Annotated in this window: 23 protein-coding genes and 1 pseudogene; 11 read left to right on the plus strand and 13 right to left on the minus strand. The window is 64.5% G+C overall.

Going from position 1 to position 24923, the window contains the following annotated elements; all coding sequences use genetic code 11:
- Window positions 1-10: 10 nt before the first annotated feature.
- The 4 genes from QYH69_RS16425 to QYH69_RS16440 all read left to right on the plus strand — a co-directional run bounded on the left by QYH69_RS16425 (window position 11) and on the right by QYH69_RS16440 (window position 5689).
- Window positions 11-673 carry a DUF4286 family protein gene (locus QYH69_RS16425; RefSeq protein ID WP_308832911.1) on the plus strand — a complete coding sequence of 221 codons (663 nt, stop codon included), beginning with the start codon at window positions 11-13 and terminating at the stop codon, window positions 671-673.
- Window positions 674-891: 218 nt separating this feature from the next.
- Entirely contained in the window at window positions 892-2109 is a 1218-nt protein-coding gene (locus tag QYH69_RS16430; protein ID WP_308832912.1) for an FCD domain-containing protein, read from the plus strand.
- Window positions 2110-2675: 566 nt separating this feature from the next.
- Window positions 2676-3866, plus strand: coding sequence for an MFS transporter (locus QYH69_RS16435; RefSeq protein ID WP_308832913.1), 1191 nt, complete (start codon window positions 2676-2678; stop codon window positions 3864-3866).
- A gap of 119 nt (window positions 3867-3985) precedes the next feature.
- Window positions 3986-5689, plus strand: a complete 1704-nt coding sequence (locus QYH69_RS16440) for an asparaginase domain-containing protein (RefSeq protein ID WP_308832914.1) — start codon at window positions 3986-3988, stop codon at window positions 5687-5689.
- Window positions 5690-5775: 86 nt separating this feature from the next.
- On the opposite strand, the gene QYH69_RS16445 is transcribed toward QYH69_RS16440, so the two are convergent.
- The 4 genes from QYH69_RS16445 to QYH69_RS16460 all read right to left on the minus strand — a co-directional run bounded on the left by QYH69_RS16445 (window position 5776) and on the right by QYH69_RS16460 (window position 9206).
- Window positions 5776-6369 (minus strand): UbiX family flavin prenyltransferase, encoded by a 594-nt coding sequence (locus QYH69_RS16445; RefSeq protein WP_308832915.1) that lies wholly within the window; start codon window positions 6367-6369, stop codon window positions 5776-5778.
- A 96-nt stretch (window positions 6370-6465) separates the two neighbouring features.
- The gene (locus QYH69_RS16450) at window positions 6466-6975 is read right to left on the minus strand and encodes a MarR family transcriptional regulator (RefSeq protein ID WP_308832916.1); all 510 of its coding nucleotides are present in this window, start codon (window positions 6973-6975) and stop codon (window positions 6466-6468) included.
- A 149-nt stretch (window positions 6976-7124) separates the two neighbouring features.
- Window positions 7125-8630, minus strand: a complete 1506-nt coding sequence (locus QYH69_RS16455) for a 4-hydroxyphenylacetate 3-hydroxylase N-terminal domain-containing protein (RefSeq protein ID WP_308832917.1) — start codon at window positions 8628-8630, stop codon at window positions 7125-7127.
- Window positions 8631-8705: 75 nt separating this feature from the next.
- On the minus strand, window positions 8706-9206 hold the full coding sequence (locus QYH69_RS16460; protein ID WP_308832918.1) for a flavin reductase family protein: 501 nt from the start codon (window positions 9204-9206) through the stop codon (window positions 8706-8708).
- A 399-nt stretch (window positions 9207-9605) separates the two neighbouring features.
- Between QYH69_RS16460 and QYH69_RS16465 the strand changes: the two genes are divergently transcribed.
- Both QYH69_RS16465 and QYH69_RS16470 read left to right on the plus strand, forming a co-directional pair.
- Window positions 9606-10868 (plus strand): MFS transporter, encoded by a 1263-nt coding sequence (locus tag QYH69_RS16465; RefSeq protein WP_308832919.1) that lies wholly within the window; start codon window positions 9606-9608, stop codon window positions 10866-10868.
- A gap of 76 nt (window positions 10869-10944) precedes the next feature.
- Window positions 10945-12363 (plus strand): UbiD family decarboxylase, encoded by a 1419-nt coding sequence (locus tag QYH69_RS16470; protein ID WP_308832920.1) that lies wholly within the window; start codon window positions 10945-10947, stop codon window positions 12361-12363.
- Window positions 12364-12393: 30 nt separating this feature from the next.
- Here QYH69_RS16470 and QYH69_RS16475 read toward each other — a convergent pair whose 3' ends face one another.
- The gene (locus tag QYH69_RS16475; RefSeq protein ID WP_308832921.1) at window positions 12394-13095 is read right to left on the minus strand and encodes a GntR family transcriptional regulator; all 702 of its coding nucleotides are present in this window, start codon (window positions 13093-13095) and stop codon (window positions 12394-12396) included.
- 90 nt (window positions 13096-13185) lie between these two features.
- On the opposite strand from QYH69_RS16475, the pseudogene QYH69_RS16480 reads away from it, so the two are divergent.
- A pseudogene (locus tag QYH69_RS16480) lies at window positions 13186-13293 on the plus strand (tyrosine-type recombinase/integrase); the annotation flags it as partial.
- Window positions 13294-13362: 69 nt separating this feature from the next.
- Here the strand turns inward: QYH69_RS16480 and QYH69_RS16485 are convergent.
- The 5 genes from QYH69_RS16485 to QYH69_RS16505 all read right to left on the minus strand — a co-directional run bounded on the left by QYH69_RS16485 (window position 13363) and on the right by QYH69_RS16505 (window position 18588).
- Window positions 13363-13659, minus strand: coding sequence for a hypothetical protein (locus QYH69_RS16485; RefSeq protein ID WP_308832922.1), 297 nt, complete (start codon window positions 13657-13659; stop codon window positions 13363-13365).
- Between the two features lie 279 nt (window positions 13660-13938).
- Complete coding sequence (locus QYH69_RS16490; RefSeq protein WP_308832923.1) at window positions 13939-14958, minus strand: ABC transporter permease; 1020 nt, start codon at window positions 14956-14958, stop codon at window positions 13939-13941.
- Window positions 14955-15920, minus strand: coding sequence for an ABC transporter permease (locus QYH69_RS16495; protein ID WP_308832924.1), 966 nt, complete (start codon window positions 15918-15920; stop codon window positions 14955-14957). Before QYH69_RS16495 ends, QYH69_RS16490 begins: the two co-directional genes overlap by 4 nt.
- On the minus strand, window positions 15917-17473 hold the full coding sequence (locus tag QYH69_RS16500; protein ID WP_308832925.1) for a sugar ABC transporter ATP-binding protein: 1557 nt from the start codon (window positions 17471-17473) through the stop codon (window positions 15917-15919). The genes QYH69_RS16495 and QYH69_RS16500 overlap by 4 nt, the downstream gene beginning before the upstream one ends.
- Window positions 17474-17562: 89 nt before the next feature.
- Window positions 17563-18588 (minus strand): ABC transporter substrate-binding protein, encoded by a 1026-nt coding sequence (locus tag QYH69_RS16505; protein WP_308832926.1) that lies wholly within the window; start codon window positions 18586-18588, stop codon window positions 17563-17565.
- Window positions 18589-18620: 32 nt separating this feature from the next.
- On the opposite strand from QYH69_RS16505, the gene QYH69_RS16510 reads away from it, so the two are divergent.
- The 4 genes from QYH69_RS16510 (at window position 18621) to cynS (ending at window position 22271) form a co-directional block, all read left to right on the plus strand.
- Window positions 18621-18902, plus strand: a complete 282-nt coding sequence (locus QYH69_RS16510; RefSeq protein ID WP_308832927.1) for a hypothetical protein — start codon at window positions 18621-18623, stop codon at window positions 18900-18902.
- Between the two features lie 103 nt (window positions 18903-19005).
- Window positions 19006-20748, plus strand: coding sequence for a RecQ family ATP-dependent DNA helicase (locus QYH69_RS16515; RefSeq protein ID WP_308832928.1), 1743 nt, complete (start codon window positions 19006-19008; stop codon window positions 20746-20748).
- A gap of 616 nt (window positions 20749-21364) precedes the next feature.
- Entirely contained in the window at window positions 21365-21670 is a 306-nt protein-coding gene (locus QYH69_RS16520; protein ID WP_308832929.1) for a hypothetical protein, read from the plus strand.
- Between the two features lie 151 nt (window positions 21671-21821).
- A complete protein-coding gene (cynS, locus tag QYH69_RS16525) occupies window positions 21822-22271 on the plus strand; it encodes a cyanase (protein WP_308832930.1) in 450 nt (149 codons plus the stop codon).
- A 43-nt stretch (window positions 22272-22314) separates the two neighbouring features.
- On the opposite strand, the gene QYH69_RS16530 is transcribed toward cynS, so the two are convergent.
- From QYH69_RS16530 to QYH69_RS16540, 3 genes are read right to left on the minus strand one after another with little or no spacing between them, the layout of a single operon-like run.
- Window positions 22315-23556: an MFS transporter gene (locus QYH69_RS16530; RefSeq protein ID WP_308832931.1), complete on the minus strand. Its 1242-nt coding sequence runs from the start codon at window positions 23554-23556 to the stop codon at window positions 22315-22317.
- Window positions 23557-23573: 17 nt separating this feature from the next.
- Window positions 23574-24125, minus strand: a complete 552-nt coding sequence (locus tag QYH69_RS16535) for a hypothetical protein (RefSeq protein ID WP_308832932.1) — start codon at window positions 24123-24125, stop codon at window positions 23574-23576.
- A gap of 52 nt (window positions 24126-24177) precedes the next feature.
- A complete protein-coding gene (locus QYH69_RS16540) occupies window positions 24178-24906 on the minus strand; it encodes a hypothetical protein (RefSeq protein ID WP_308832933.1) in 729 nt (242 codons plus the stop codon).
- Window positions 24907-24923: the final 17 nt, after the last annotated feature.

A 24923-nucleotide genomic window follows, 5' to 3' on the forward strand; every position in this document is an offset into this window, starting at 1 on the left:
CGAGTCAACCATGACAAAAAAAGCCGTGCTTTTTTCTGAAATGACTCCGCAACCCGAATGGGAAGCGGATTTCAACGACTGGTACAACACCGAGCACATTCCGGTGCGGATGCGCGCGCCCGGTTTCACCGGTGCGCAGCGCTACCGGGCCAACGAGGGGCCGGCCTACCTGGCGGTTTACGAAATGGAAACTGCGGGTGCGCTGGCGACGCCCGAGTACAAAACCATCAAGGGCTCGCCAGGCGAGCGCACGCGCCGCATGCTCGGCGACGTCAGCGGCTTTACCCGCTATATCGGCGAAGAATGCGGACGCTGGGAAAAGGCCGGCTCTGCAACGATCGAGGCGCCGGTGCTGTACGCGGTGTTCTTCGAAGTGCCGGCCGGGCGCGCCGATGAATTCGACCGCTGGTACACGGAAGATCACATCCCGACGCTAATGAAATGCGCCGGCTGGCTGATGGTGCGTCGTTTTGAAATCGTCGACGGCGAACCCGGCAAGTACACGCACCTCGCGCTGCACTATCTGGCATCGACCGATGCACTGTCGGCGCCGGAGCGCGAAGAAGCGCGCGCGTCGCCGTGGCGCGCGAAGCTTGCCGCCGAAAGCTGGTTCAAAGGCCACTACGTGGTATTCAATCGCCTCGGTACCCGGTTTACGCCGCCCGCCGCCTAAAGCACCGCCTCCGCTTGCGGGCGCCGCGCAATGCGGCCGGCGCCCGCTGTCGCCTACGCCCTCCTTTTTGAAACACGATTGTGGTACAGTCGCATGACGTGCAGCCACGTATCGCGCTGCCGTGCGCGGCGCCGCGCCGACGCGCATCACCCGAAACACACAACAACGATCGGCGTGCACTGCGGACAACGCGCAACAAACCGAATCAGGCGGAACTCGTGGATATCAAGGTCACCCCTCAGACTGTACTGCTGCAAACCACGCTGAAACTTCGCGAAGCGATCATGCAAGGCCACTTCGCGCCCGGCGAACGGCTGGTCGAACTGACGCTGTGCGAGCGCATCGGCGTGAGCCGTACGACGGTCCGCGAGGCGCTGCGCAGGCTGGAATCGGAGCGGCTCGTCACCAATGTGCCGAACCGCGGGCCGTCGGTCGCGATCATCTCGCGCAGCGAGGCAGACCAGATCTATCACGTCCGCAAGCTGCTGGAAGGTGAAGCGGCCGCGCTGTTCGCGACGCTCGCGAGCCCCGCGCAGATCGCCGACCTCGAGCGCACACTGCGCAGCTTCGAGGCCGCGGTCAAGAACGAATCCGCGGTCGACCGCGTGCGCTCGACCAGCGAGTTCTACGAGGTCATTCTGAACGGCTGCGGCAACCTGGTGATCCACGAGGTGCTCGGCTCGCTGCTGGCGCGCATCAACGTGCTGCGCGCCAAGTCGATGGCCAATCCCGGCCGCTCCAGACACAGTCTCGCCGAAATGCGCCGGATCCTCAACGCGGTCAGCAAACGCGACGCCGTTGCGGCGCGCAGCGCCGCCGAAGCGCACGTGATGGCGGCGCGCGATGCGGCGCAATTGGCACTGGGAGATGACGCCGGCGATGGTCGCGATGCAGGCGACGGCGGCAACAGGCATGAAAAAAAGCGCGACATGTCTGCCGCAGGCGGCAACGCACCGGCCGCCGCCGCGCCGCGCGCCGTGCGCGGGACTGCCGCGAAAGCCGGCAAACCGCTGATCGACAATACGTTGTGGGCGCAGCTCGAACCTTTGCTGCCGCCCGCCAAGCCGCGCCGCTATCAATATCCGGGCCGCAAGCCGGTATCGGACCGGCAGGCAATGAACGGCATTCTGTTCGTGCTGGCGAACCGGATTCACTGGAACGAGCTGCCGGCGGAACTGGGCTGCGGATCCGGCATCAGTTGCTGGCGCCGGCTGCGCAACTGGCAAGACGCCGGCGCATGGGCCCGCATGCAGCAGGTGCTCGAACGCTCCGCGCTCGCCGGCCGGCTCGATTTTGTGCGGGCCACGGGCAGCACGCCGCGCGCCGGCGGCGAAGCCAGATTGCCGGAGCGTGCGGCGTCGCCGCGCCGCGCGCAGAAAGCGGCCATGGCGGTCGCGCCGCGGGCGCGCCCGGCCGCGCGGCGCCGCGCTTCCTGAGCGCTTTTATTTACACCCGCCGCTTCATTTCATTTCGCAACCGCTGAGTCCGCGCGCGCCCGCCGACGCTTGCCGTGCGGGCCGCTCCCATTCGCCGAGCCGCCCTCCCCCCGGTAACCTGCCACCCCTCTGCTCGCGCGTCGCGTGGCATCGCATCGCGTCATCGGCGCGCCGCTCGCCGGCCATGCACCGCAGCCCCCCGTACCCCGTTCCGTTACGCCGCCCTCGCCATATCGCAATCGCATCGCGATGTACGCGCCTATTTGAAACGCTATCCTTAGCCTCGCATGTACCGCCTCGCCGTTGTTCGCGTTGAGAAGCTACGCTATCCGACGGCCTCTCTCCATCTTCAGCGCCCCGCACCAGCGCGTTCTTTTTTGTTTACTTGCCACCGATTGTGTGACGATAATATATTTCAAATGACAATGAGATTTCGTGCACGGCTGCGAGCCGCTGCCGCTCGTTATTTTGAAATGCAGAAGCCGCGCAGCAACACCGCGCACCCGCGAGGAAACTGGTCGATGGCGAATATGGCAGAGAGTGTGGCGCTCCGGCGGAGCGCGCTTGTGCAGCGTTGGCGCTGGGTGGTGGTGCTGGTGCTGTTCGGCGCCGTGGTGGTCGGCTTCTTCGATCGCATCAGCGTGGCGGTGCTGTTCACGAATCCCGATTTCTATACGAGCATCGGTACCGGTTTCGATCCCGCGCGGCTTGGCCTGCTGATGACCGCGTTCCTGTTCATGTACGGCATTTCGTCGCTGCTGCTCGGCTTCGTCGGCGACCTGTTCGGGCCGAGCCGTACGCTCGGCATCGCCACGGCGCTGTGGGGGGTGTTGATGGCATGGATGGGCGCATCGAGCTCATTCGCAACGATGATGGCGGCGCGCGTCGCGCTCGGCGTCACGGAAGGCCCGCAATTCTCGCTGATTTCGAAACTCGTGCACCGCTGGTTTCCCGAACGCGAGCGCGGCCGCGCCAATGCGGTGTGGATGGTCGGCAGCCCGATCGGTTCGGCGATCGGTTTCCCGCTGTCGCTGTGGCTGGTGCACAGCTACGGCTGGCGTGCGTCGTTTTATGTTTTCGGCGCGCTCAGCTGTTTCATTATGGCGCCGCTGATCTTCACCGTCACGCGCGAGCGCAAGCATCTGATGCCGCCGGAGCCCGTGTCGGGCCCGAAGCAAAAAGCCAGCCCCGCGCTGTTTCTGAAGAACTACAAGTTCTGGCTCGTGACCTTGTACGGCTGCGGACTGCTGATGTACCTGTGGGGTCTCAACAGCTGGCTGCCGACCTACCTGGAACGCTCGCGCCATTTCAATTTGCGCGAAATGGGCGTCTATTCGTCGCTGCCGTTCGTGCTGATGTACATCGCCGAAATGACTTCCGGCTGGCTGTCGGACTGGCTCGGCAAAAAGGCGCTGCTGTGTGCGATCGGGCTGTTCGGTGCAGGCTGCCTGCTGTACGTCGGCACCGTGGTCGACGATCCGCACGTTGCCGCGGTGGTGATCGCGCTGAGCGCGGGCTGCTGGGGCCTCGGTCTGCCGTCGCAATATGCGCTGTCGATGGAAGTGCTGCCGGGTTCGGTGATTGCCTCGGGCATCGGCGTGCAGAACGGCATCGGCAATCTGGTGGGTGCGTGCGCGCCGGTGCTGATCGGCTGGATCGTCGGCCATACCGGCAGCTTTCATGCGGGACTGCTGGTTATCGTGATTGCCAGCATCGTCGGCGCGCTGGTTATTTTGCCGCTGGTGCGCGAGCACTGACCGGCACGCTTCATTCTGCAACGATCTGCCGGCACGCGCCGATGATGCGCATCGTGTAGCGTGCCACGTCCGTCGGGCAGCGACCGCGCTTCTTTCTTTTTGCAACGAGTCCCGGAACCATGACCCACTCTGCCCGCGTGCGCATCGCCCATTTGAGCGGGCCGACGGCCACCATCCAGAACACGCCGCCGCTCGTCACCTCGAACAAGGCGCGCGCAAAACGCGGCCTACCCGCACGGACCGGCGCCGACGGCGAGCCTTTGCGCGTCGACGCGTTGCGCGCGCAACGGCTAGCGGTGCCTGTCAAGGTCTACGTCGAGCAGTTTTCCGCCCATCCGCTCGAGGCCGATGCCGCGAATCTGTACGGCCCGCCTGACGGTTACGTCGGCGCGGACGGTTCGTTTAGCGGTGCGCGCCGCGCGGCGACGGACCGGCCCGTCTACGAAATCGAACTGCGGCCCGAGGACGGCCTGTATCCGCTGCCCTACATGGCCGTGCAGGCAGACGGCAGCGCGTGGGAAGAAGAGATGGCCGTGCCCGGCGGCGCCGAAGAACTGGCGCGCCAGGGCTTCTTTCCGGACGGCTCGCGCAGCTTCGAGGAAATCGATCGCTTCGCCATTGACCGCGACGGCGTGGCCGGCACGATTTCGTCGCAGGCCGACGTGGATTTTTATCGCGTGATGCCGCCCGCCGGTTACAAACGCGGCTTGCCCGCCGCGCTGCGCACCGACCAGGGCATCGGCGACATCGCGCCTGAAACGCGCGGCCGCGATTTCAACGGCTACAAACCGTACCATCTGGCAAGCGCGCCGCCGCGTCCATCGCTCGCGAAGATTACCAACGACGCGCAGGAGATCGCCGACAGCGGCCGCTACGATGGCCTGATCTGGACACAAGGCAGCCCGCAGATCGAGGAAACCGCGTACTGGTTCAACCTGCTGCTCGATACGACACTGCTGGTTTGCTGCAACGCTGCGCAGCGTCCGCAAGGCCAGGCCAGTGCGGATGGTCCGCAGAATATTGTCGATTCGATCGGCCTGATCCGCTCGCAGGCATGGAAAGACGAACAGGGACGTAACCGCTGCGGCGTGCTCGTCATTCAGGAACAGCAGTATTTCGCCGCCCGCGAAGTGACGAAAGTCGATGCGCGGCCCGGCGGCTACCGCGCCTGCGGCGGCCATGGCGGCATCCTCGGCCAGACCAGCCACCTCGGCAACGTGTCGCTGATGTACGTGCCGGCCTACCGGCACACGTATCTGTCCGAGGTCAATCTGCGCCGTCTGCCGGCTGCGGTGCGCGCGGTGCAGCGCCGCGACGGCGTGCTACAGCCGATCGAAATCGCGATCAGGAACGCCGCGGGGCAACTGACCGAAGCGGCGATTCCGTCGGTGTCGATCGTCAAGGACGGCGGCTATCTCGACGAGGACTACACGAGCGGCCCCGACGATGCACACGACCTCGTCGCACTGATCGAACATAAGCTGAGTCTCGGTCGCCTCGCCGGCCTCGTGACCGAAGGCCTGGTGCCGTATGGGCGGCTCCCTTCAGCGGCGCGCGAGCAGTTGATCCTGCGTGCCGCCTTCAGCGGGATACCAACGGTGCGGGTCGGGCGCGGCGCACCGGAAGGCTTCGCCGATCCGTTCCCGCTGGTAATCGCAGGCTCGAATCTCACTGCGATCAAGGCGCGTTTGCTGTTGATGGCCTGCCTGATGAAATTCGGCGCACTGCCGGTGGCCGCCGATCCACGCCGGCCGACCGATGCGGAGCGGGCCGCGACGATCGCTGCGATCGCGCAGTATCAGCGCGTGTTCGATACGCACTGACTACATGCACTGACTACATGCACTAACGACATGAGCTGACGGCGCGCGCATCTCGCCGCGCCGCACGATACGCACGGCGCGCAACGTCAGCCGCCATTCCCTCCAGTCCAGCGCTCCACTGTCGGCGCATCAAGATCGAACAGATCGAGCACGCGCCCGAGCGTGTGATCGACCATCTGTTCAAGCGTCGCCGGTTTTGCATAGAAGGCGGGCACCGGCGGATAGACGATCGCGCCGGCCTCGGTCACCGCCGCGAGACTGCGGATATGGCCGGCATGCAGCGGCGCTTCGCGCACCATCAGCACCAGCCGGCGGCGCTCTTTCAGCATCACATCGGCGGCGCGCGAGATCAGCGAAGCGGTGCAGCCGGTCGCGATCTCCGACAGCGTCCTGATCGAGCACGGCGCGACGATCATGCCGTCGACGTGAAACGATCCGCTCGAAATTGCCGCGCCGATATCGGCATTTGGATAGTGCACGTCGGCCAGCGTCTTCAGATCCGCGATCGTCATCTGCATTTCCTGCTGCAGCGTGAGTTGCGCCGAACGGCTGACGACGAGGTGCGACTCGACGTCCAGCGTGCGCAGCAGCGCCAGCAGCCGCACGCCGTAGATCGCGCCCGATGCGCCGCTGATGCCTACCACGATGCGCCGGCGCCGCGGCACGCTCTGCTCGTTCATGCGACACCTGCCGTTCGCGTGCCACTGCATGCCCGCCAGCCGCTGATCCACCGTGTCGATTTCATCTGCTGCTCCACTGCGCCCACCTGACGCGTGCTACATCCCGATATAGAACATCATCATGTACACCGCCATCTCGCGTTCGCTCGCGGACAGCTGTTGCGTGAAATACTCGACGTGCACGCGTACCGCGTCGTCGATCGCACAAAGCAGCTTCACGCCCGCATCGCTGACGCCGACGAAGATCGAGCGCAGGTCTTCGTCGCACGGCACGCGCTCCGCATACCCCTTGTCGACCAGCGCGCGCACCACGTTCGACGCAAACGCCTGCGAGATGTCCATGCGCAGCGCCAGTTCCTTGATGCGCAGCCGGCGCTCCGGGCTGCCGTAGATCTGGATCAGGCTCTGGTGGTGCACCGGATCCAGACCGAACTCCTTCGCATGCTCCTCGATGATGCGGAAAACCTTGCGCAGCACATACCGTGCATTCGCGACGCCGCGAAAATAAGGGTGTTTGCCCGCGCTTTCGCGCGCCTCCTTCATCGCCTTCAACTCGGCCGAAAGGCGGCGCGATTCGAGCGGATCGCGCATCTGGGTTCGTGTCATCCGTTCACATTCCGGCTATTTCCGGCCGTAAGGGACACCGCCTCGCAGTGCCCGGGTTAAACGGCCAGCATACCGTATCGCGCCTGCCGCAGCCAGACGCGGGCCGGCCCCCGCATGCGCAGCCAGCGGCGGCCAGCGCGCGAGTGCGCTCAGTCGCCGAGCGCGAGCACGTCGTCGACCAGCTGCCTGGCGCGCGCGAAGTCATAGGCGCGCGCCATGTTCTGTTTGACGAGGAACGACGCGCCGCCATAGAACTTCTCGTACTGCTGGTGACGCCCCGCGAATTCGGTGCCGATCAGATCCCATGCCAGTTTCAGCAACGCGACGCGCTCGCGCGAGCCGACGCCCGGCGACGCGACGTAACGCTCCATGTCGGCTGCGCTTTCCGGCAGTTCATAGTCGCGCACCGACGACGGCAACGCGATCATCGAGCCGCCGCTCAGTTCCCGCACGATGTCGACCATCTTCGGATTCAGTTGCGCCTGCAACGACATCACCGCATACAGGGCGGCTTTCGACGGCCACGCGATGCCGTCGGCGTCGACCGTCCCCTGGGTTTCCTGCGCGAGCACCATCGAGTCGACGATCGTGGCGAGCGCCGCCATCTCGCCCATCTGCACCTGCACGGGCGGCAACGCATCGTTACCGGTCAGCTCGTTGATGCGCTTGGTTACGCCAAGCATGAAGCGCAGCTTGGTCGCGTAGCGGGTCTGCGCCTGATGGTTGCCCCACGAATGCGCGGGAGTCTTCCACCACTGGTCCCAGCAGATCTGGCGATTGCGGTAGATGAACACGTGCTCCCACGGCACGAACACATCGTCGAGCACCAGCAGCGCATCGGTTTCGTCGAAGCGGCTCGACAGCGGATAGTCGAACGTGCTGGCTGCGGAGGCCGCGAACGAGCGGCGCGAATACACCTTCAGGCCGGGTGCATGCAACGGGATCATCACACCGTTCGCATAGGCATCGTCGCCGGGCGTCAACGGATGAATGCAGCTCAGATACACGTAATCGGCCAGCACCGCTCCGGTTGCCAGCTGCTGTGCGCCGCGCAATACGATACCGTCGTCGCGCTCGCGCACGACGCCGGCATACAGCGTCGGGTCCCACTGCTGGTGGGCTGGCTTACTGCGGTCTATCTGCGGCGGCACGATCGCATAGGCGCAATACAGGTGGTGGTCGCGCGCATGCTCGTAAAAACGCGTGACGTTCTGCGCGAACGCGTCGCCAGCGGCGCCGAACAGTTCGGGTTTCGCGGCGAAACCTGCGAGAAAACTCGCCACGTGGTCGGGCGAGCGGCCCATCAGGCCGCAGGTCGCGGCAGCCCACTGCTCGGACATGCGGCGACGCTCGCCTAGCTCGCCAAGGGTGCGCGCAATCTGGTAGCAGCGCAGCGCACGCGTGCCCGCCTCGGTCTCGTATGTCATCACGTCGCGTCGCTCCGGTGCGGCCGCGAGATCGTATAGCCGCGCGACCGAGCGCACCGCGCCGCGAAACGCCGGATGCGTGGTAACGTCGCGCACCAGTTCGCCGTCGACGAACACGCGCCGGCCGTCGTCCTTGATGTTGTCGATATATTCGGCGCCGCTGCGCAGCGACGATTGCGTGCGACGCACGGCCTGCTCGCGCGGAGACTGAAGCGTGGATGTTGACATGGTGGCTGCCTGTAACGAGTCTGTAGTTGGAAGAAAACGGCACGCCGGATCGATCCGGCGGCACGGGTAGCGCCGTCAGAGCGGCACGTGATCGGTCGCGTCGACGTGCGCAAAGCGGCCGTTCACGTGGATCAACGGTCGCGCAATGCCGGCGATCACGACGTTGCGCACATCGGCGATCACGATCGCATGGGTGCCGGCATCGATCAGCTCGCCGATCGCGCATTCGAACGCGGCGGGCGCGTCAGCGAGGCGCGGCGCGCCGTTGCTGCCTTCCAGCCAGGCAGCGCCATCAAACGGATCGCTGTCGGGCGCAGCGCCGCCGAAACGCGCGGCCAGCGCCTCATGCGCCGCGCCAAGCAGATTGACCGTCAGCACGCGGCTCGACGCCATTAACCGGTAAGTGGCGCCGGACATGTTCACGCACGCGAGCAGCCGCGGCGGCGCCGCCGATAAAGAGCACACCGCCGTCGCGGTCATGCCGCGGCGCGCGTCGCCGTTTGCGGTGGTCAGCAGCGTGACGCCACCGACGAAAAGGCGCATTGCATTCCTGAACATGTCTGGACTTCGGTTCATCCGTCGCTCCTCCTGCGTGCACGGCCCTGCTGGCGGGCCGATCTGCCAGCGATCATCGACGGGTCAAATACATTTGTCAACTATATTAGTTAAGTTATGTATTTAGAACCCATCGAGGTGCCGGACCGTTGCCTGCGCGGCCCACATCACGGGCACCTAAATTTCGCGTTTACCCCCGATATTTACGAATGTTTCTGACGAAATTCCGGAAATTCAAAGCATTTCACCGGCTCGGTAAAGCGTCAGCTCGCCGCCTTGTCGCAAAGATTTTTTTGGCGAGATTGTCAGTCACTTTTGTGTCGGGCATAGTCGCGGTGTCCGACAATCCGGGCGCATGCGTTTCATTTTCACCACGAACCCGCACCCGCGAGCGCGGCAGGCTCAACGAAGGAACCGACCATGCAAATGCTGAACCAACCGGCCGTCGCCTCACCCGACGCCACGGCACCGCGATTACGCCGACGGCGCTGGCTGATCGCGGGCGTGCTGTTTCTGGCTGTGATCTCGGCCTTCTTCGATCGCATCAGCGTCGCGATCCTGTTTACCGATCCGTCGTTTCAAAATGCGATGGGGCACGGTTTCAATCCGGCCCGCCTCGGCCTGCTGATGACGGTGTTCGTGTTTGCCTACGGCGTATCGGGCGTGCTGCTCAGTTTCACTGGCGACGTGTTCGGCCCCAAATGGTCGATTGCCGCGGGTGCCGTCGTGTGGGGCGTGTCGATGGCGCTGATGGGCGTGACCAGCAGTTTCACCGCGATGCTGTGCTACCGCGCGTTGCTCGGCATCGCCGAAGGTCCGCAGTTCTCGCTGACCAATGCGCTCGTCAAACAATGGTTTCCGCCGCGCGAGCAGGCGCGCGCGAATGCGATGTGGCTGGTCGGCAGTCCGCTCGGCTCGGCAGTCGGCTTTGCGCTGACGATCCATCTGGTCGGCGCATACGGCTGGCGCTCGTCGTTCTTCGCATACGCGGCGCTGAATCTGCTGGTGGTGCTGCCGCTCGTGTTGCTGCTGATCAAGGACCGGCCGGACGTGCCGGTCATCGAACAGACCGTTGCCGAGCGCGCCGCCGATACCCCATATGCACAGCAGGTGATGCAGTTCATCCGCGACTGGCGCTTCTGGGCACTCACGCTGTTCAATACGTGCGGACTCACCTATCTGTGGGGCCTCAACAGCTGGCTGCCGAGCTACCTCGTCAGCTCGCGCCATTTCGATCTGCATCGCTCGGGTGTTTATGCATGGCTGCCGTTCGTTACGATGTTCTTCGGCATGGCGCTCAGTTCGTGGCTGTCCGACCGGCTGCAGCGCCGCGCTATCGTCAGCGCGAGCGCGCTGTTTCTGGCAGGCGCGTCGATGTGGCTGGTGATCCATATGCCGGGCGCCGAAGCGGCCGCGCTGATGATCGCCGCGAGCTCATTTTTCTGGGGCGGCGGCATGCCGCCGCAATTCGCGCTGGCACTGCGGATCCTGCCGCCGCGCGCCGTGTCGGCCGGTATCGGCTTTCACAACGGCATCGGCAACGTGGTCGCCGCGTTCTCGCCGCTCGCGATCGGCGCGCTGATACAGGCAACGGGCAATTTCAACGTCGGCTTGTCGGTGTTGCCTACGGCGGCGATCATCGGTGCGGCGTCGATGGCGCTGCTGGCGCGACAACGCCTGTAGTCGTGCGCGATCGTGCGCGATCGTGCGTGACCGCCGCGCGGTGGCGCACGCCAAGGTCAAACCAGGGAGAAAGGATGTGAGTTATCGGGATTTGCGTGAGTTCATCGAACAGGTCGACGGCCTCGGTGCGCTGCGCCGCATCGACGGTGCGCACGTCGAGTACGAGATCGGCGCGGTGACCGAGGTCGCGGCGGGAGCCGCACATCAGCCGGCGCTGCTGTTCGACCATATTCCTGGCTATCAGCCAGGCTTTCGGGTATTCAGCAACGCCACGATGACGCCGCAGCGTGCGGCGCTGGCGCTCGGCGTCGACCCCACACTGCGCCCGCTCGATGCGCTGAAGGCATGGAAGAACCGGCGCACTACGCTGCAGCCGGTTGCGCCGTGCACGGTACGCGAGGCGCCCTTTATGGCCAACAGCATGCAGCACGGCGACGTCGATCTCGGCCGCTTTCCGGCGCCGATCTGGCATCGCGGCGACGGCGGCCCGTACATCGGCTCCGGCAGCCTCGTCGTGATGCGCGACCCGGACAGCGGATGGATCAACGCATCGATCTATCGCGTGCAGGTGCACGGGCCGAAGCGGGTCACGATCCAGTTCGATCATCCGGGCCGGCACGGCGCGATCATCGCACGCAAGTACTGGAACGCGGGCAAGCCGTGCCCGGTCGCAATCGTCAACGGCGAGGATCCGGCGCTGTTCTCCGCGGGCTTCGAATACCTGCCCGAAGGCGTATCCGAATTCGACTTTGCGGGCGCGATCAAGGGTGCGCCGATCGACGTGTTCGCCGCACCGCAAACTGGCCTGCCCGTGCCCGCGCTGGCGGAAATCATCGTCGAAGGGCAATTGCTGCCGATGTCGGAAGCGTCGCTCGAAGAAGGACCGTTCGGCGAATTTACCGGCTACTACGCGGCCGACAAGCGGCCGGCGCCGGTGATGGAGGTCAGCGGCATCCACTATCGCGACAACCCGGTGCTGCTCGGCTCGCCGCCGCTGAAGCCGCCGCGCCACCATTTCGGGCTGCCGTTGCGCGGCGCGGGCATCTGGACCAATCTCGAAGCGGCCGGTGTTACCGATATCGCGGGCGTGTGGCAACACGTATCGACGACAATGACGGTGATCGCGCTGAAGCAGCGTTATGCGGGCCACGCGAAGCGCGCGGCGCTGATTGCGGCGGCGAATTCGTATCTGGGCCGGCTCGTCGTGACCGTCGACGAAGACATCGACCCTTCGAACATCGGCGACGTGCTGTGGGCGATTACGACGCGCTGCGAGCCTTCCGAGGCCGCCGACGTGATTCGCGACGGCTGGAGTTCGTCGCTCGACCCGGGTATTCATCCGGCGCGGCGCGAAGCCGGCAACACGACCAATTCCAAACTGATTCTGAACGCATGCCGCCCGTTCGAGTGGAAAGACCGCTTTCCGACACCGTCGGCGCTGTCGATCGAAGAAGCCGCGGAGGTCGAACACAAATGGGGCAGCGCAATCGCGTAGCGCGCTAAGGGTTCTTGCACTAAAACACCGTCAACCCGGCGTATCCGCCGCCGCAAGCGCGGCCTGCGCCGCGCGCGCCGCTTCCCGCACATGCGCGACCGCGGCCGCGCGGGCGCGCTTGGGCAGGCCTGCCGCGATCGCGTCGCGGATATCGCCCATTTCGCGCAGGCTCGCGACGCCGCGCCCCGCTTGCGACATCGAGCGCAGCCGCAGCACGTTTACGCGCGCATGCAGGCTGGTCAGCATTTCATCTATCACGCGGTTGCCGCAGCCGCGCTGGATCACATCGTAAAACGCATCGGTGGCTGCAATGCGCGCGTTTGCACTGTCGGCAAGTACGGCGGCCTCGAAATCGTCGAGCGCCTGATTCATGCGTGCCAGTTGCGCTTCGTCGAGCCGATTGCAACATAGCGCGGCCGCCTCGCCTTCGAGCAGTTCGCGCACGTTGTAGAGCTCCTTTGCGTGATCCCAGTCGAGCGTGGCGACAAACGGGCCGCGGTTCGGCACGATGGTCACGAGTTTTTCGCCCTGCAGACTCAGCAGCGCCTCGCGCACCGAAGGCCGACTGACACCAAGCAGCGCACACAGCTCATGCTCGACGAGTTTCTCGCCGGGCTCGAACTCGCCGGACAGGATTGCGGTGCGCAGCTGCTGCACGGCCAGCTGCCTGACGGTAAGCGGTTGATCGGGCGACTTCATCGAATGCGCGAACGGAACGGAGATATCCGCCATTTTACGGTTTGCGCGCTGCATCGCCAGCAACGATATGCGCGCCGATTTTCGCCGTTGCGGCCATGGCGCGACGCGCGGCCCGGCTCTTAGGTCGCGTACGGCGCGGGGCTACGCGCCAGCGAAGTGGTAGCGCTGAAGATCAGCGACGTCGACAGCGAGCGCATGGCACTGCGAATCGAGCAGGGCAAGGGCCGCCGTTGCATTCATGACATATGGGGATACGATCAGCCTTTCTCTTATTGGCCGATACCCGGTAACGCTGATAGATCAATTCCCGACATTAGCACTGCCCGGTTCAATGAAACGAGTCTTCACATACTTTAAATAAGAGCGACCGAAACGTTCCTGATCTGCGACGATCGGTTCCAGTTCTCCATGCCCGCTTCCATGTTCAAGGCTAACAGCGAACCCGTCAGTATCGCTAAATGAACCGAACGGCGGGCGGGAGGCAGGATCGCGCTTGAAGCAGTCCTCTGAAAAAGCTTCATCGATGTCTCCGTATGCGGCGTGGAAGCCGGCGGTTGTTGGTGTTCCGCCGTTCCTCCAACCGGAGATCGAGAACAATGCACGTAGTTGCCGAATTCCACGCAGATGTCCGGTCGCATGGCGAGACTGGCATTCGCGCAGGCGTCGCGCGACGTTTGCGCGATCAGCGGCGCCTCAGCGCTCGCGACGGTGCGACAGCCGTTCGTAAGCACATAACCACAGAGCGATTCCAGGCAATTAGAGATTCGAGGATCGCGGCACCGACGAGATCTATATCGACCCGACAGATCCGACCGACTCCTTCTTTGCCCAATATCGCTCGGCAACTCGCGTGCGGGAAGCTGACATCGAGGCATATCAAGCCTGCCGCCCCGGTCGCCCCCCCGCCACCACCACCGCAATAATCAGCAGCCCATACGCGACAGAACGCACCCCTGCCCCGGCGCCAAGCGCATTCAGAATCGCGTTGGTCAGAAACAGGAACATCGAAGCGCCCCACACGCCGGCCACGCTCGCCTTGCCGCCGGTGACAAGCGTGCCGCCGATCACAACCACGGCCACCGAGATCAACATGTACTCGACACCCATGTCGAGCGCTGCACCGCCCGATACTGCAGCAAGCAGCAGCCCCGTAAACCCAGCGATAACGGCCGACAGCACATATGTCACGCAACGCACCCGTTCGACTTTCACACCTGCCAGCCACGCCGCGCGACCGTTCTGCCCCAGCGCCGACAACGCGCGCCCGAATACAGTCCGATGCAGCAGCAGCGCGAGCGCGACCGAAAGCAGCAACGCCAGCCACGCAACGTGAGGTAGCCCCAACAGACGCCCATTGGCGAACCCCTGCAAGGCCGCCGGCGGAGGCGGCATGTCGCGGCTTTGGGTGATCGCGATCGACTGGACGATAAAGCTCGACGACAAGGTCGCGATGATCGGCGGAATGCGCAGCAAGCGGATCAGCAGATAATTCACGAGTCCGATCCCGATACCTGCCGCGAGTGCAACGCCGACGCCCGCGATGATCAGCGCATCGTCGCCCTTCATCAATTGCACGCCAAGCACGCCGCTCAACGCGATTGCCGATGGCGTCGACAGGTCGATATTGCCCGGGCCAGCGGTGATCACGAGCATCTGTCCGAGCCCGACGAACACCATGAAAATCGCGAACACCAGCGCCGTGTCGACCACATTGCCCGCTATCGAAAAACCGAACACGCCGGCCGTCACGAGCCACACCGCAATCGCGCCGGCGACCGACCAGACCCATGGTACGTCGCGCAGCCGGTCGCGCCACGCACCATCCGCAGCATGTTCGCCGCGCGCCGCTGCGGCGACGTCGATCTCATGTTGCGTGTCGTGATGGGTGCCGCTCATTGCGTGCCTCCGCGTTGTTGCAGCAAGGCCCGAAGCGACAGCACGATGATCAGGATCGCGCCCTGCGCACCCACCTGCCAGTCGGGCGATACGTTGAGAAACGCAAGAAACGATGCAGCCAGCGTGAGCGTAATCGCACCAAGCACCGCGCCGATCACCGACACGCGTCCGCCGACGAATTCGCCGCCACCCAGAATCACCGCAGCAATCGACATCAACGTATAGCGCAGCGCAAGATTCGCATCGGCCGACGTGGCGAGGCCAAGCAGACTCAAGCCCGACAGCACGCCGAACAGCGCGGCCAGCGCATACAGCTTGGCCTTGCTGCGCACGAGCGACCAGCCGAAGCGGCGCATTGCGCGGGGGTTGCCGCCTGCACCGCGCAGGCGCACGCCGGCCGACGAGCGCATCAGCAGCAGATGGCCGAGCACGGCGATCGCGGTGGACCAGACGATCGGCGCGGCTACCAGTGGTGTCTGAAAGCCCATCACGCCGGTCAGCCACGCCGGACTGGCGCCACCCGGCGACGGCAGCAGCAGCACCGCAAGGCCGTTCCACACGAACGACAGTCCAAGCGTCACGACAATCGAAGGAATCTGCCGGATCTCGACCAGCGCGCCGATCGCCGCGTACAGCAGGACGCATCCGGCGAGTGCTGCGATGCCGAGCCAGGGCTGATTGACCAGCAGCGTCGCGCCAATGCACGCCACGAGGCTGACGAACGGACCGATCGAAAGATCGAGGTCGTTTGCGGTGATGATCGCGAGTTGCGCGAGGGTGGCGAGCACCAGCGGCACAGCCAGATTCAGCAGCAGGCCGATGCCGAAATAACTGAACGCCGCAGGCTGCAGGACGAAAATCGGCGCGAGCACCGCCGCCAGCGACAACGCCGGCAGCAGTGCTCGCAGACGCGCGCGGTCGAACCGCAACGCTGCGCGTGGCGTAGCGAGATCGGGCGTCATGGGTGTATCTCCTCGAAGCTCGCAGCCAGCAGCGACTGCTCGTTGCATTCATGCGCGAGCAACATGCGCGTGACGCGGCCAGCGCGAAACACATAAGTACGGTCGCAGTACGCGAATTCGTCGTTCTCGGTCGTGTACCAGATGAACGTGCGCCCACGTGCCGCTTCGTTGCGCACGAGCTGGTAGATGTCGCGCTTCGTGCCGATGTCGACGCCGCGCGTGGGGTCATCCATCAGGATCAGCTGCGCGTCGGAAGCCAGCGCGCGCGCAAATAGCACCTTTTGCTGATTGCCGCCGGATAGCGACAGGATGCTAGCGGCGAGCGGCGCGCCGCGTATGCCGATACGTTCGCGCCAAGCATCGGCTATCGCACGTGCCGCGCGGCGATCGACGAAGCGCGCGAGCGGCGCCGTCCCGGCGGCGCGGCCGCGGTTCGCTGCGACCGGCTCGTGCTGACCCGACGTATCGGGCATCGCCCGCTGCCCCAGCAACCAGCGGATATCGAGGTTCTGCGCGATCGACCATAGCGCAAACACGCCATCGCGCGCGCGGTCGCCGGCTACGAAGGCAATCCGTTCGCGGCTTCTGGTCGCGGCTCGATAGACCGCCAGCAATGCTTCGCTTTGCCCCTGGCCCGCAAGCCCCGCAAATCCCACCACTTCGCCGCGCGGCGCTTCGATCTGCACGCGCCCGTCGGTACCGAGCGTCCAGCGATACGTGGACCGTTGTTGCCCGGCAGTCTCGGGAGCAGTGCGAGCGCCCGACGGTTCGCCTGCCACTTCGACGTGCTGCCCCATCGCCCGGATCAGCGCATCCTGCGTGACCGCTTCGCGAGGCAATACCGCGGCGACGCGGCCATCGCGCATCACCAGCACGCGTTGTGCGGCCTGCGCGATCTCGCCGAGCATGTGGCTGATCAGTACCGTCGCGATGCCGCGCGCGCCGGCTTGCGCAATGAACGCGAGCAGCTGTGCCGCGGTGTGCGCATCGAGGCTCGAAGTCGGCTCATCGAGTATCACGAGCTTGACTGGGTAGTCGGTCACCGTGAACGCCCGTGCGATCTCGACCATTTGACGTTGCGTCAACGTCAGATCACCGATCAGTTCATGACCCTTCAGGCCATGGCCGGGAAAGATCGCATCGAGCTGTGCACGCATCATCTGCGTCGCGCGCCGCCGCCAGGCGCGGCCGCTTAGCGCAGGATGCACGATTGCCATGTTCTCCGCGATAGTCAGGTTCGCGCACAGCGACAGTTCCTGAAATACGCAGCGCACGCCGGCTGCGCGCGCCGCATTCGGATCGTAGTGGCGCACCGGTTGTCCATTGATCGACAGCGTGCCTTGCTCCGGCTCGAAGACGCCGGTCAACACGGCCATCAAGGTGGACTTGCCGGCGCCGTTATGGCCGGCGATGCCCACGCATTCGCCGGCGCGAAACTCGAAGCTGATGTCGATGAGCGCCTTCACACGGCCAAAGGTCTTGCCGATGCCGTCAAGGCCGATAAAAACCGGCGCTTGGCCGGCGATGCGTTGCGTTGCAGTCCGATCGTTCAAAGCCGAACCTCTGCGAGAGTCGCCGCGCCGCATGCGAGATCCGCATGCGGCGACTGGCGCATCGGTGAATGATGTCGAATCAGAGCGGATTACTTAGCGTCGACAACCTTCAGCACGTCGTCGCGCGTATACAGCTTGTTGGCGAGGCCGCCTTGCGGCGTTTTGGTCAACACCGTATCGAGCTCGCCGGCATCGACCTGCAACAGCGGCATCTGGATATCGTGCGGCAGCTTCTTGCCGGCCAGCAGCTGTTGCGCGACCCAGAACGCGAAGGTCGAGCAGCCCGGCGGGATCGTCACCGACAGCGTTTCATAGCCGCCGTTCTTGCGTTGCGCGGACCACCACGCGAGTTCTTCCTGGCGGTTGCCGAGGATGATGATCGGCGTTGGACGCCCGGCCGCCTTGATCGCATTCGCAGTGCCAAAGCCATCGCCTCCTTGCGCGAGCACGCCGTCGATTTTCGGCAGCGTCGGCAGAATACCGGCCACCTGTTTCTGCGCAACCGTCTGCGTCCAGTCGCCGTGCACCGAGCCGACGATTTTCAGGCCGGGATACTTCTTCATCTCATCGGTGATGCCGCGATGAATCTCGTCATCAACCGATACGCCCGCAAGGCCGCGAATTTCCAGCAGATTGCCGGTGCCGTGCAGGCGCTTGGCCATGTAGTCGACCTGCATTGCGCCGAGCTGGTGGAAGTCCACCGCGATGCGATACGCGCAGGGCTCGGTCGCAATCCCGTCGAACGTGATGACCGTGACGCCCGCGCCGCATGCCTGCTTGATCACGCCGTTCAGCGCGGTGGGCGACGCCGCGTCGATCACGATCGCCTTGTAGCCTTGCAGGATCAGGTTCTGGATCTGCTGCGCCTGTTCGGTCGCCTGGTTTTCCGCGGTGGTGAATGTGGGTGCGGCTGCGACCACGCCAGATTTGACTGCGGGGTCAGCGACTTCGGACCAGCTTTTCAGCATGGTCTGCCGCCAGCTGTTGCCTGCGTAGTTGTTGGACAGCGCGATTTTCAGCGATGAGGTGTTGCCCGTCGCAGCTTGCCCAAACGCGGCGCCTGACGTAGCGGCAATGCAGAGTCCCAATACTGCAGAAGCAAGAAGCGAACGCACGTGTCTGTCTCCTTTCTGTATTGTTCGAGCGCGTGCCGGCCAGCTTCAGTGCGGTGTTGAACGACGGCGCACTGGATCAGGCACGCGATGGTTCGAAATTCAGCGCTGGCCCCGTCGCCCCTATCGCAAACGAAATGGAACGAAAAGAAATGCAGGTAATGCGTAAGGTCAGCGTTGGCCGCAAGCTTTGTGAGGCGGCGATAAATAATACTATTGACGCTAGCGCCGTGGGCGTCAACGGTAAGCATTATTTTCGCCCCCGCCAGGACCCGGTTGCTCTGCTGCGTGAATTCGCCCGGATGCTGGTGCGGTGAAACGACAGGGTGACTAGCGGAACGGCGCTTGCGACGGACACGCTCACCGAACCGCACAGACCATCCACCTATGAGCGCCGACACGACTGCCCGGCTGAACGCCATGCGCAAAACCCTGCGCGACGTATTCGGCCTGAAGCGGCTGCGCCCCGGGCAGCACGACATCATTCGCAGCGTGCTGCAAGGGCGCGACACGCTTGCCGTGATGCCGACAGGCGCGGGCAAATCGCTGTGCTACCAGTTGCCGGCGCTGCACTTCGACGGATGGACACTGGTAGTCTCGCCGCTGCTCGCGCTGATGAAAGACCAGGTGGACAAGCTCAAGGACGCGGGCATCGACGCGTTGCAGATCAATAGCGCGATGCCGGTAGCGCAAGCGCAGCGCGCTTATGAAACGTTGCGGCTCGCGAATCGCGGCATTGCGTTCGTCACGCCCGAGCAGTTGACGAAGTCCGAATTGATCGATGCATTGCGCGCACGATCGGCGCAACGCCGGATCGAACTCGTCGTCGTCGACGAGGCGCATTGCGTGTCGCAATGGGGACACGACTTCCGGCCCGCCTTCCTGCGCATCGTCGATGCTGTGGAAGCGCTCGGCAGGCCGCCCGTGCTCGCGCTGACCGCGACGGCGACGCCCGGCATTTGCGCGGACATCGTTCGCTCGCTCGGTCTGCGCGATGCGCGACTGATACGCACGGGCATGTATCGTGACAACCTTCACTATCGCGTTACGCAGGTGTCGGTCGCAGGCGGGCGGCAGCGCGCGTCGACGCGCGCGCGAGAAGCAAAAACGGCGGCGCTGCGCAAGGTGCTCGAAACGGAAAGCGGCCGAGGCATCGTCTATACGGCGACCGTGCGCGAAGCCGAGGCGCTCGCGGCGACGCTCGTCGAGTGGGGCGAAGCGGCGGCCTGCTATCACGGACGGATGTCCTCGCGCGACCGGCACGATGCGCAGGAGCGCTTCATGGCTGGGGACCTGCGCGTGATGATCGCGACCAATGCGTTCGGTATGGGCATCGATATTCCGGACCTCCGCTTTGTCGTGCACTACCAGATGACGAGCAGCATCGATGCGTATTACCAGGAAACCGGCCGGGCAGGACGGGACGGACGCATCGCACACTGCGAGCTGCTCTTCGATCTGAACGACCGGCGCGTGCAGCAGTTTCTCGCACTGGGCCGCTACCCGGATAGCGCGCTGTTGCGACGTATCTGCGAAGCGCTCGCACCGCGAGCGAGCGCTTTGCAGCCCGCACTTTCGGCGCGCGAACTGCTCGATTCGCTGCCCGGCGTCGGCCGCAACAAGCTCGCCGTGGCGCTGAAGATATTGACCGATTCGCGGCACGTCGCACGCGACCGTCAGCAGCGTTACCGGTTGCGCAGCGAGGCGCCCGGCGCCAGCGCCGCACACGACCGCGCCGACGCACCGAAGGACGACGCAATCGAGGCCGCCGCCGAACGCTATGCGCAACTCACTGCGCGCGACCGCGAAGCCTTGCAGCAGATGATCGACTACGCGCAGACGGGCGGATGCCGTTGGCGCGTAATACTCGATTACTTCGACGACGCACGAGGTTTCGAACGCTGCGGTACCTGCGATAACTGTTTGAATCCCGTCGAAGGGACGATCGAATCTGAAAAGACCGTAGACGATGCGAGCCTGCCGAAACGCGGGCCCGGTGACCCCGGCAGGAGACGGCGCTTCGAACGTGGCGCGCCGGTGCGCGTGCGCAAATATGGCGCGGGCAATGTTGTGTTCGCAACTGATGAACAGGTTGCAGTGCTATTTCCCGACGGAAATACAAGAACGTTTATGGCAAGGTTCGTCAAAGCCGATGTGGCGTGACGCCCGGCGACAAGCGGCGGGGGGACGCGATGCTCGATGCGGTACGGTCGAGCCTGGCTGCGGAACTGTTCGCGGCTAAAGCGCCGTAGTCTGAAACGCTGCGCGGTCCCATGCGAAGCGGTATGGCTTATGTGCGACCATTCATCTCCGGCCCGATCGACGCGTGGTTCAGCAGGCCGACGAGTGCGGCGCCGCCTACTACGTTGCGAGGCAGCGTCGGCGCGAGGAAGCGCAACAGAAAATCCTGCAAGCGCGTTGTCGCGCGGCACCGCATACGCCGCTTCCACCGAGCCGGCGATGATGTGCGATGGGCCGCAGATGGAGACGACGTACGCCAGAATGGCGACAATCAGCGCCGCGGCGGACTTTGCACTCGGCAACAGCCATACCATCGGGGCAATCAGCGAGCGACACGTTGCGAAGCGATTGCTACACTCGCGCAGCTGGCGCATAGGTCAATGCGAAATGATTTTCTAGCATAATCAAAGCAATGCGACCCGCTGCACGGGTTCACCATTGCCGAGGGAATACGCATCCGGCACGATGCCATCCGGCCTCGCTCGACGCACATTTTCAACCGCCGCCCTTTCGCCGGACAACGACCAGGAGACCAGCGATGCAGAACGACAGACCGCCTCCGCCACGCGTGTCATACGTGAAAGGGATCCGGATCGGCGGCTCCGGATGGTTCGGCCGATTGCTGGCGCTCGTCATGGGCGCGATCATGCTTGTCGCGGCCGCGCTTGTCTCGGTGGTGCTGCTCGCCGTGCTGTTCGTTGTGGGTATGATCGTTGTCGGCTATCTCTGGTGGAAGACGCGCTCGCTGCGCCGGCACGCGCGTGCGTTCGGGGACGACGCTCGGACCGTCGACGTCGAAGTCGTGCAGGAAAGCTCGCCTCGCGACGATTCCACGAAACGCTAACCCTCATTCACGCGTGCCCGCGCGGCTTGCTCGTGCGACGAGACAGCCGTGAATGTCGACGCCGCGCCGCACTGCCCGCTTTTTGTCCTCTTAGAATGAGGCGCGCAGCGCACTGCTGCCGCGCATTCCCCTTACTCGCCAGGAGGCAGACATGATTTCCAGCCGCGCGCAGGTCACTGAAATGATCGTCGCCGCAAGAGTTCGCAAAGGCATCAAATGGGCCGAGATCGCCAACGAAGTGGGCTTGTCAAAAGAGTGGACGACGGCAGCGTGTCTTGGCCAGATGACCTTCGACAAAAAGCAGGCCGAGACAGTCGGCAAGATGCTCGACCTGCCCGATGAAGCCGTCGCATGGCTTCAGATCGTCCCTTACAAGGGTTCGTTGCCGACGCCGATACCGACAGACCCCTTGATTTACCGCTGGTACGAGGTCGTCAGCGTGTACGGCACGACGATCAAGGAACTCATTCACGAGGAGTTCGGCGACGGCATCATGAGCGCAATCGACTTTTCGATGGACATCCAGCGCGAAAGCGACCCGAAGGGCGATCGGGTCAATGTGGTTCTGTCCGGCAAATTTCTGCCGTACAAAACCTATTGAGCGCGCATGGGTCGGCGCGCGGCGCGGCCGCATGCCGATCCGATCACGCTTTTATCGCGCCACTCGCGCGCATTCGATCGACGCCGCAGGCTTTCTTGAGCGTAGCGCCAAAGAGCACCCAGAGCGCGAGCGATCCTGTCGAAACGGCGCCCAGCACGAGAAAGGCGCTCGCGTATCCGAAATGCTGTGCGAGTACGCCGCCCAGCGCGGGACTCAGTGCGGCGCCTGCGCCCTGCACAGTCATGACGACGCCTTGCCCGACATTGACCCGTCCCGTACCTCGCAGCAGCCGCACCACCAGCGCGGGCACCGCGACGCTCTGAAACCCCGCGCCGATGCCGTCAAGCGCCTGAACTGGCCATACGCCCCACGCCGCAATGAACATCGCAGCGGCCATTGCGCGCAGCGGCAGCGCGAGGAAACTGACCAGGATCACGCCCCAGTAGCCGATTCGATGAATCAGGCGATTGGCAAAACATGCCGTTACGACCATCACGAGTTGCGCAACCACGATGGTCTGTGCGGTGAAGGCGCTCGGCTCTGCCTGATGCGCCGCGACGACCGCGAGGCCGTAAAGCGGCAGCATCGCCGCATTGCCCAGATGAAACATCGCGAGCGAAGCAGCAAGCAACAGCAAGGGCCAGCAGGTCAACAGAACGCGAAACCTACTCGCATGTTCATGCTCACGGTTCGGTTCTGCCGGCGTCGATCTGCCGAGACCGCGCGCACTGTCGCGATCGATTGCGTCGCGGCGGATCAGCAGCGCCGAGATCGCCGTCAGCAAACCAGACACGCCGGTGAGGGCGAACACCGCCCCGAATCCATATCGCCATCCGAGCCAGCCCGAGAGCGCTGCCCCGACTACGTTGCCCGCGTGATTGGCCACCTGATTACGGCCGAACTGCCGGTCGAAGCCGTTTTCGCGAACGATTCCGAGCGTCGCGCCGGCCACCGCGGGACCGAGCGCCGCGCCCGTCACTGCAGTGAAGATCTGCGACGCGGCCACCGTCCAATAAGCATGCGAGACCCACAGCACGAGCGACGCGAGCGTCGTCATCGCGCCTGCGATCACGATGATGCCGCGCTTGTGACGGGTGGCATCGACGAGGGCACCCGCGGGAGAAGTCGCGAGCATGCCCGCGATACCGCCCAGCGTCATGACCGTGCCGATCGACTCGGGATGCCAGCCGTGCGCCTGGAGAAAGACTCCGAGGAACGGCCCGATACCCGCCTGCACGTCGGCCATGAAAAAATTCAGCCCTGCGAGTGCGTACACGGGATTCATGCGTCACCAATCGCTCGTCAGGCAGTCCGCGGCGCGTCGACGAGTTCGGCTATTTCGTCGACCTCGATCGTGCGCCCGTGCCGGTTCTTCACGCCGTGGCCCCAGGCATGAACGTGTGCCCCCGGGCTCAGATAAACGGTCAACTGCGCCGCGGCATGGGGCGGCATACGCAACGATGTGCCGTCGTCCAGCAGCGCTCCGCGCAACTCCCCTTTCGGGCCAAAGAGCGAAAGCACCACTTCGCCGCATGCGTCCATCGGTTTGTGCGCGACGTGCGGCTGGTGATGCTTCGCGCCGTTGCGATGCGGACCTTCGTCGACAATCAGAACGCCGTTCTTCGTCGTCAGCGAAACGGCGGCAAGCATGTCCGCATCGCGCGGCTTGATGCCGCGAACACGAACGACATCGCCGGGCGCGACATGACGCGCGAGTTGCTTCGACAAATGCGGAGGGAAGTGAACCTGACGGGACGCGATGACGAGGCCGTCGAGTTCACCGTGCGGATTCAATAGAAAGCGCGTGACTTTGCCGCGTGTCTCCGGAAGGCTGGTGGGGTCGATCCAGTGCATTTGCGTTGTCCTGAAAGCGAGCGTGTTTCAAAGGTGTTCCGATGGCCTTGCCTCACGGCTTAGGCGCAGCGCGGTCATAAAGCGGCGTGAGGTCGCCTGGGGAGCCGAACGCAGTCGCCTGAAGCGCGGTGCCGTACTGATTCCGCGTGCCATAGCCTTGGGCCGATACCATCGCGCCCGTGCGCACGAGCGACGCGAACTGTTGAGCTTCGGGCGGCGCGAGTTTGATCACTGTGCCGTCGGCGAGAATCACGCCGTCGGGTTCGCCGCGCGGCGCAGTCGTGACATGCGCCACCTGTCCTTGTGCGCTCAGGCGGGAGAGCCCTTCTCCACGTGCTGCACGCGGCAACGGCGCGGCGCCGCGCATCGGCGGCTCGTCGATTACTTGCTGGCCGCTGCGCGTGTCGACAATGCGTTGGGCGGCCGAAGTCAGTTGCGTGCCCATATGCGGAGGAAAGCGCACGAGAGTGTCGTCGCCGGTCGTGAAACCGTCGACATCGCCATCCGGATTGATGAGGAAGCGCGCCACGGTGCCTCGCGTGGTCGCGATCGAAGCCGCGTCGGCAGGCGGCGCCGGCTCGGCGCCGGAAGGCGGCGGAGCGAGCGGAGCGGGAGACATCGGAGATCTGGCGAATGGCGGCGGAGCGTCTGCCGCGAGCGGAGGCGGCGTCGGCGTTGCGGCGGACTGAGATTGCGCGGCACAGCCGGCGCTCGCTGCGAACAAGGCCGCGAGCACGGCGATTCGCAAGCCGGAATAACGGGGATAAAGGATCGATTGCATGATTCACTCCTTTCGCG

It is taken from the genome of Paraburkholderia sp. SARCC-3016, assembly GCF_031119615.1.
Taxonomy (GTDB): Bacteria; Pseudomonadota; Gammaproteobacteria; order Burkholderiales; family Burkholderiaceae; genus Paraburkholderia.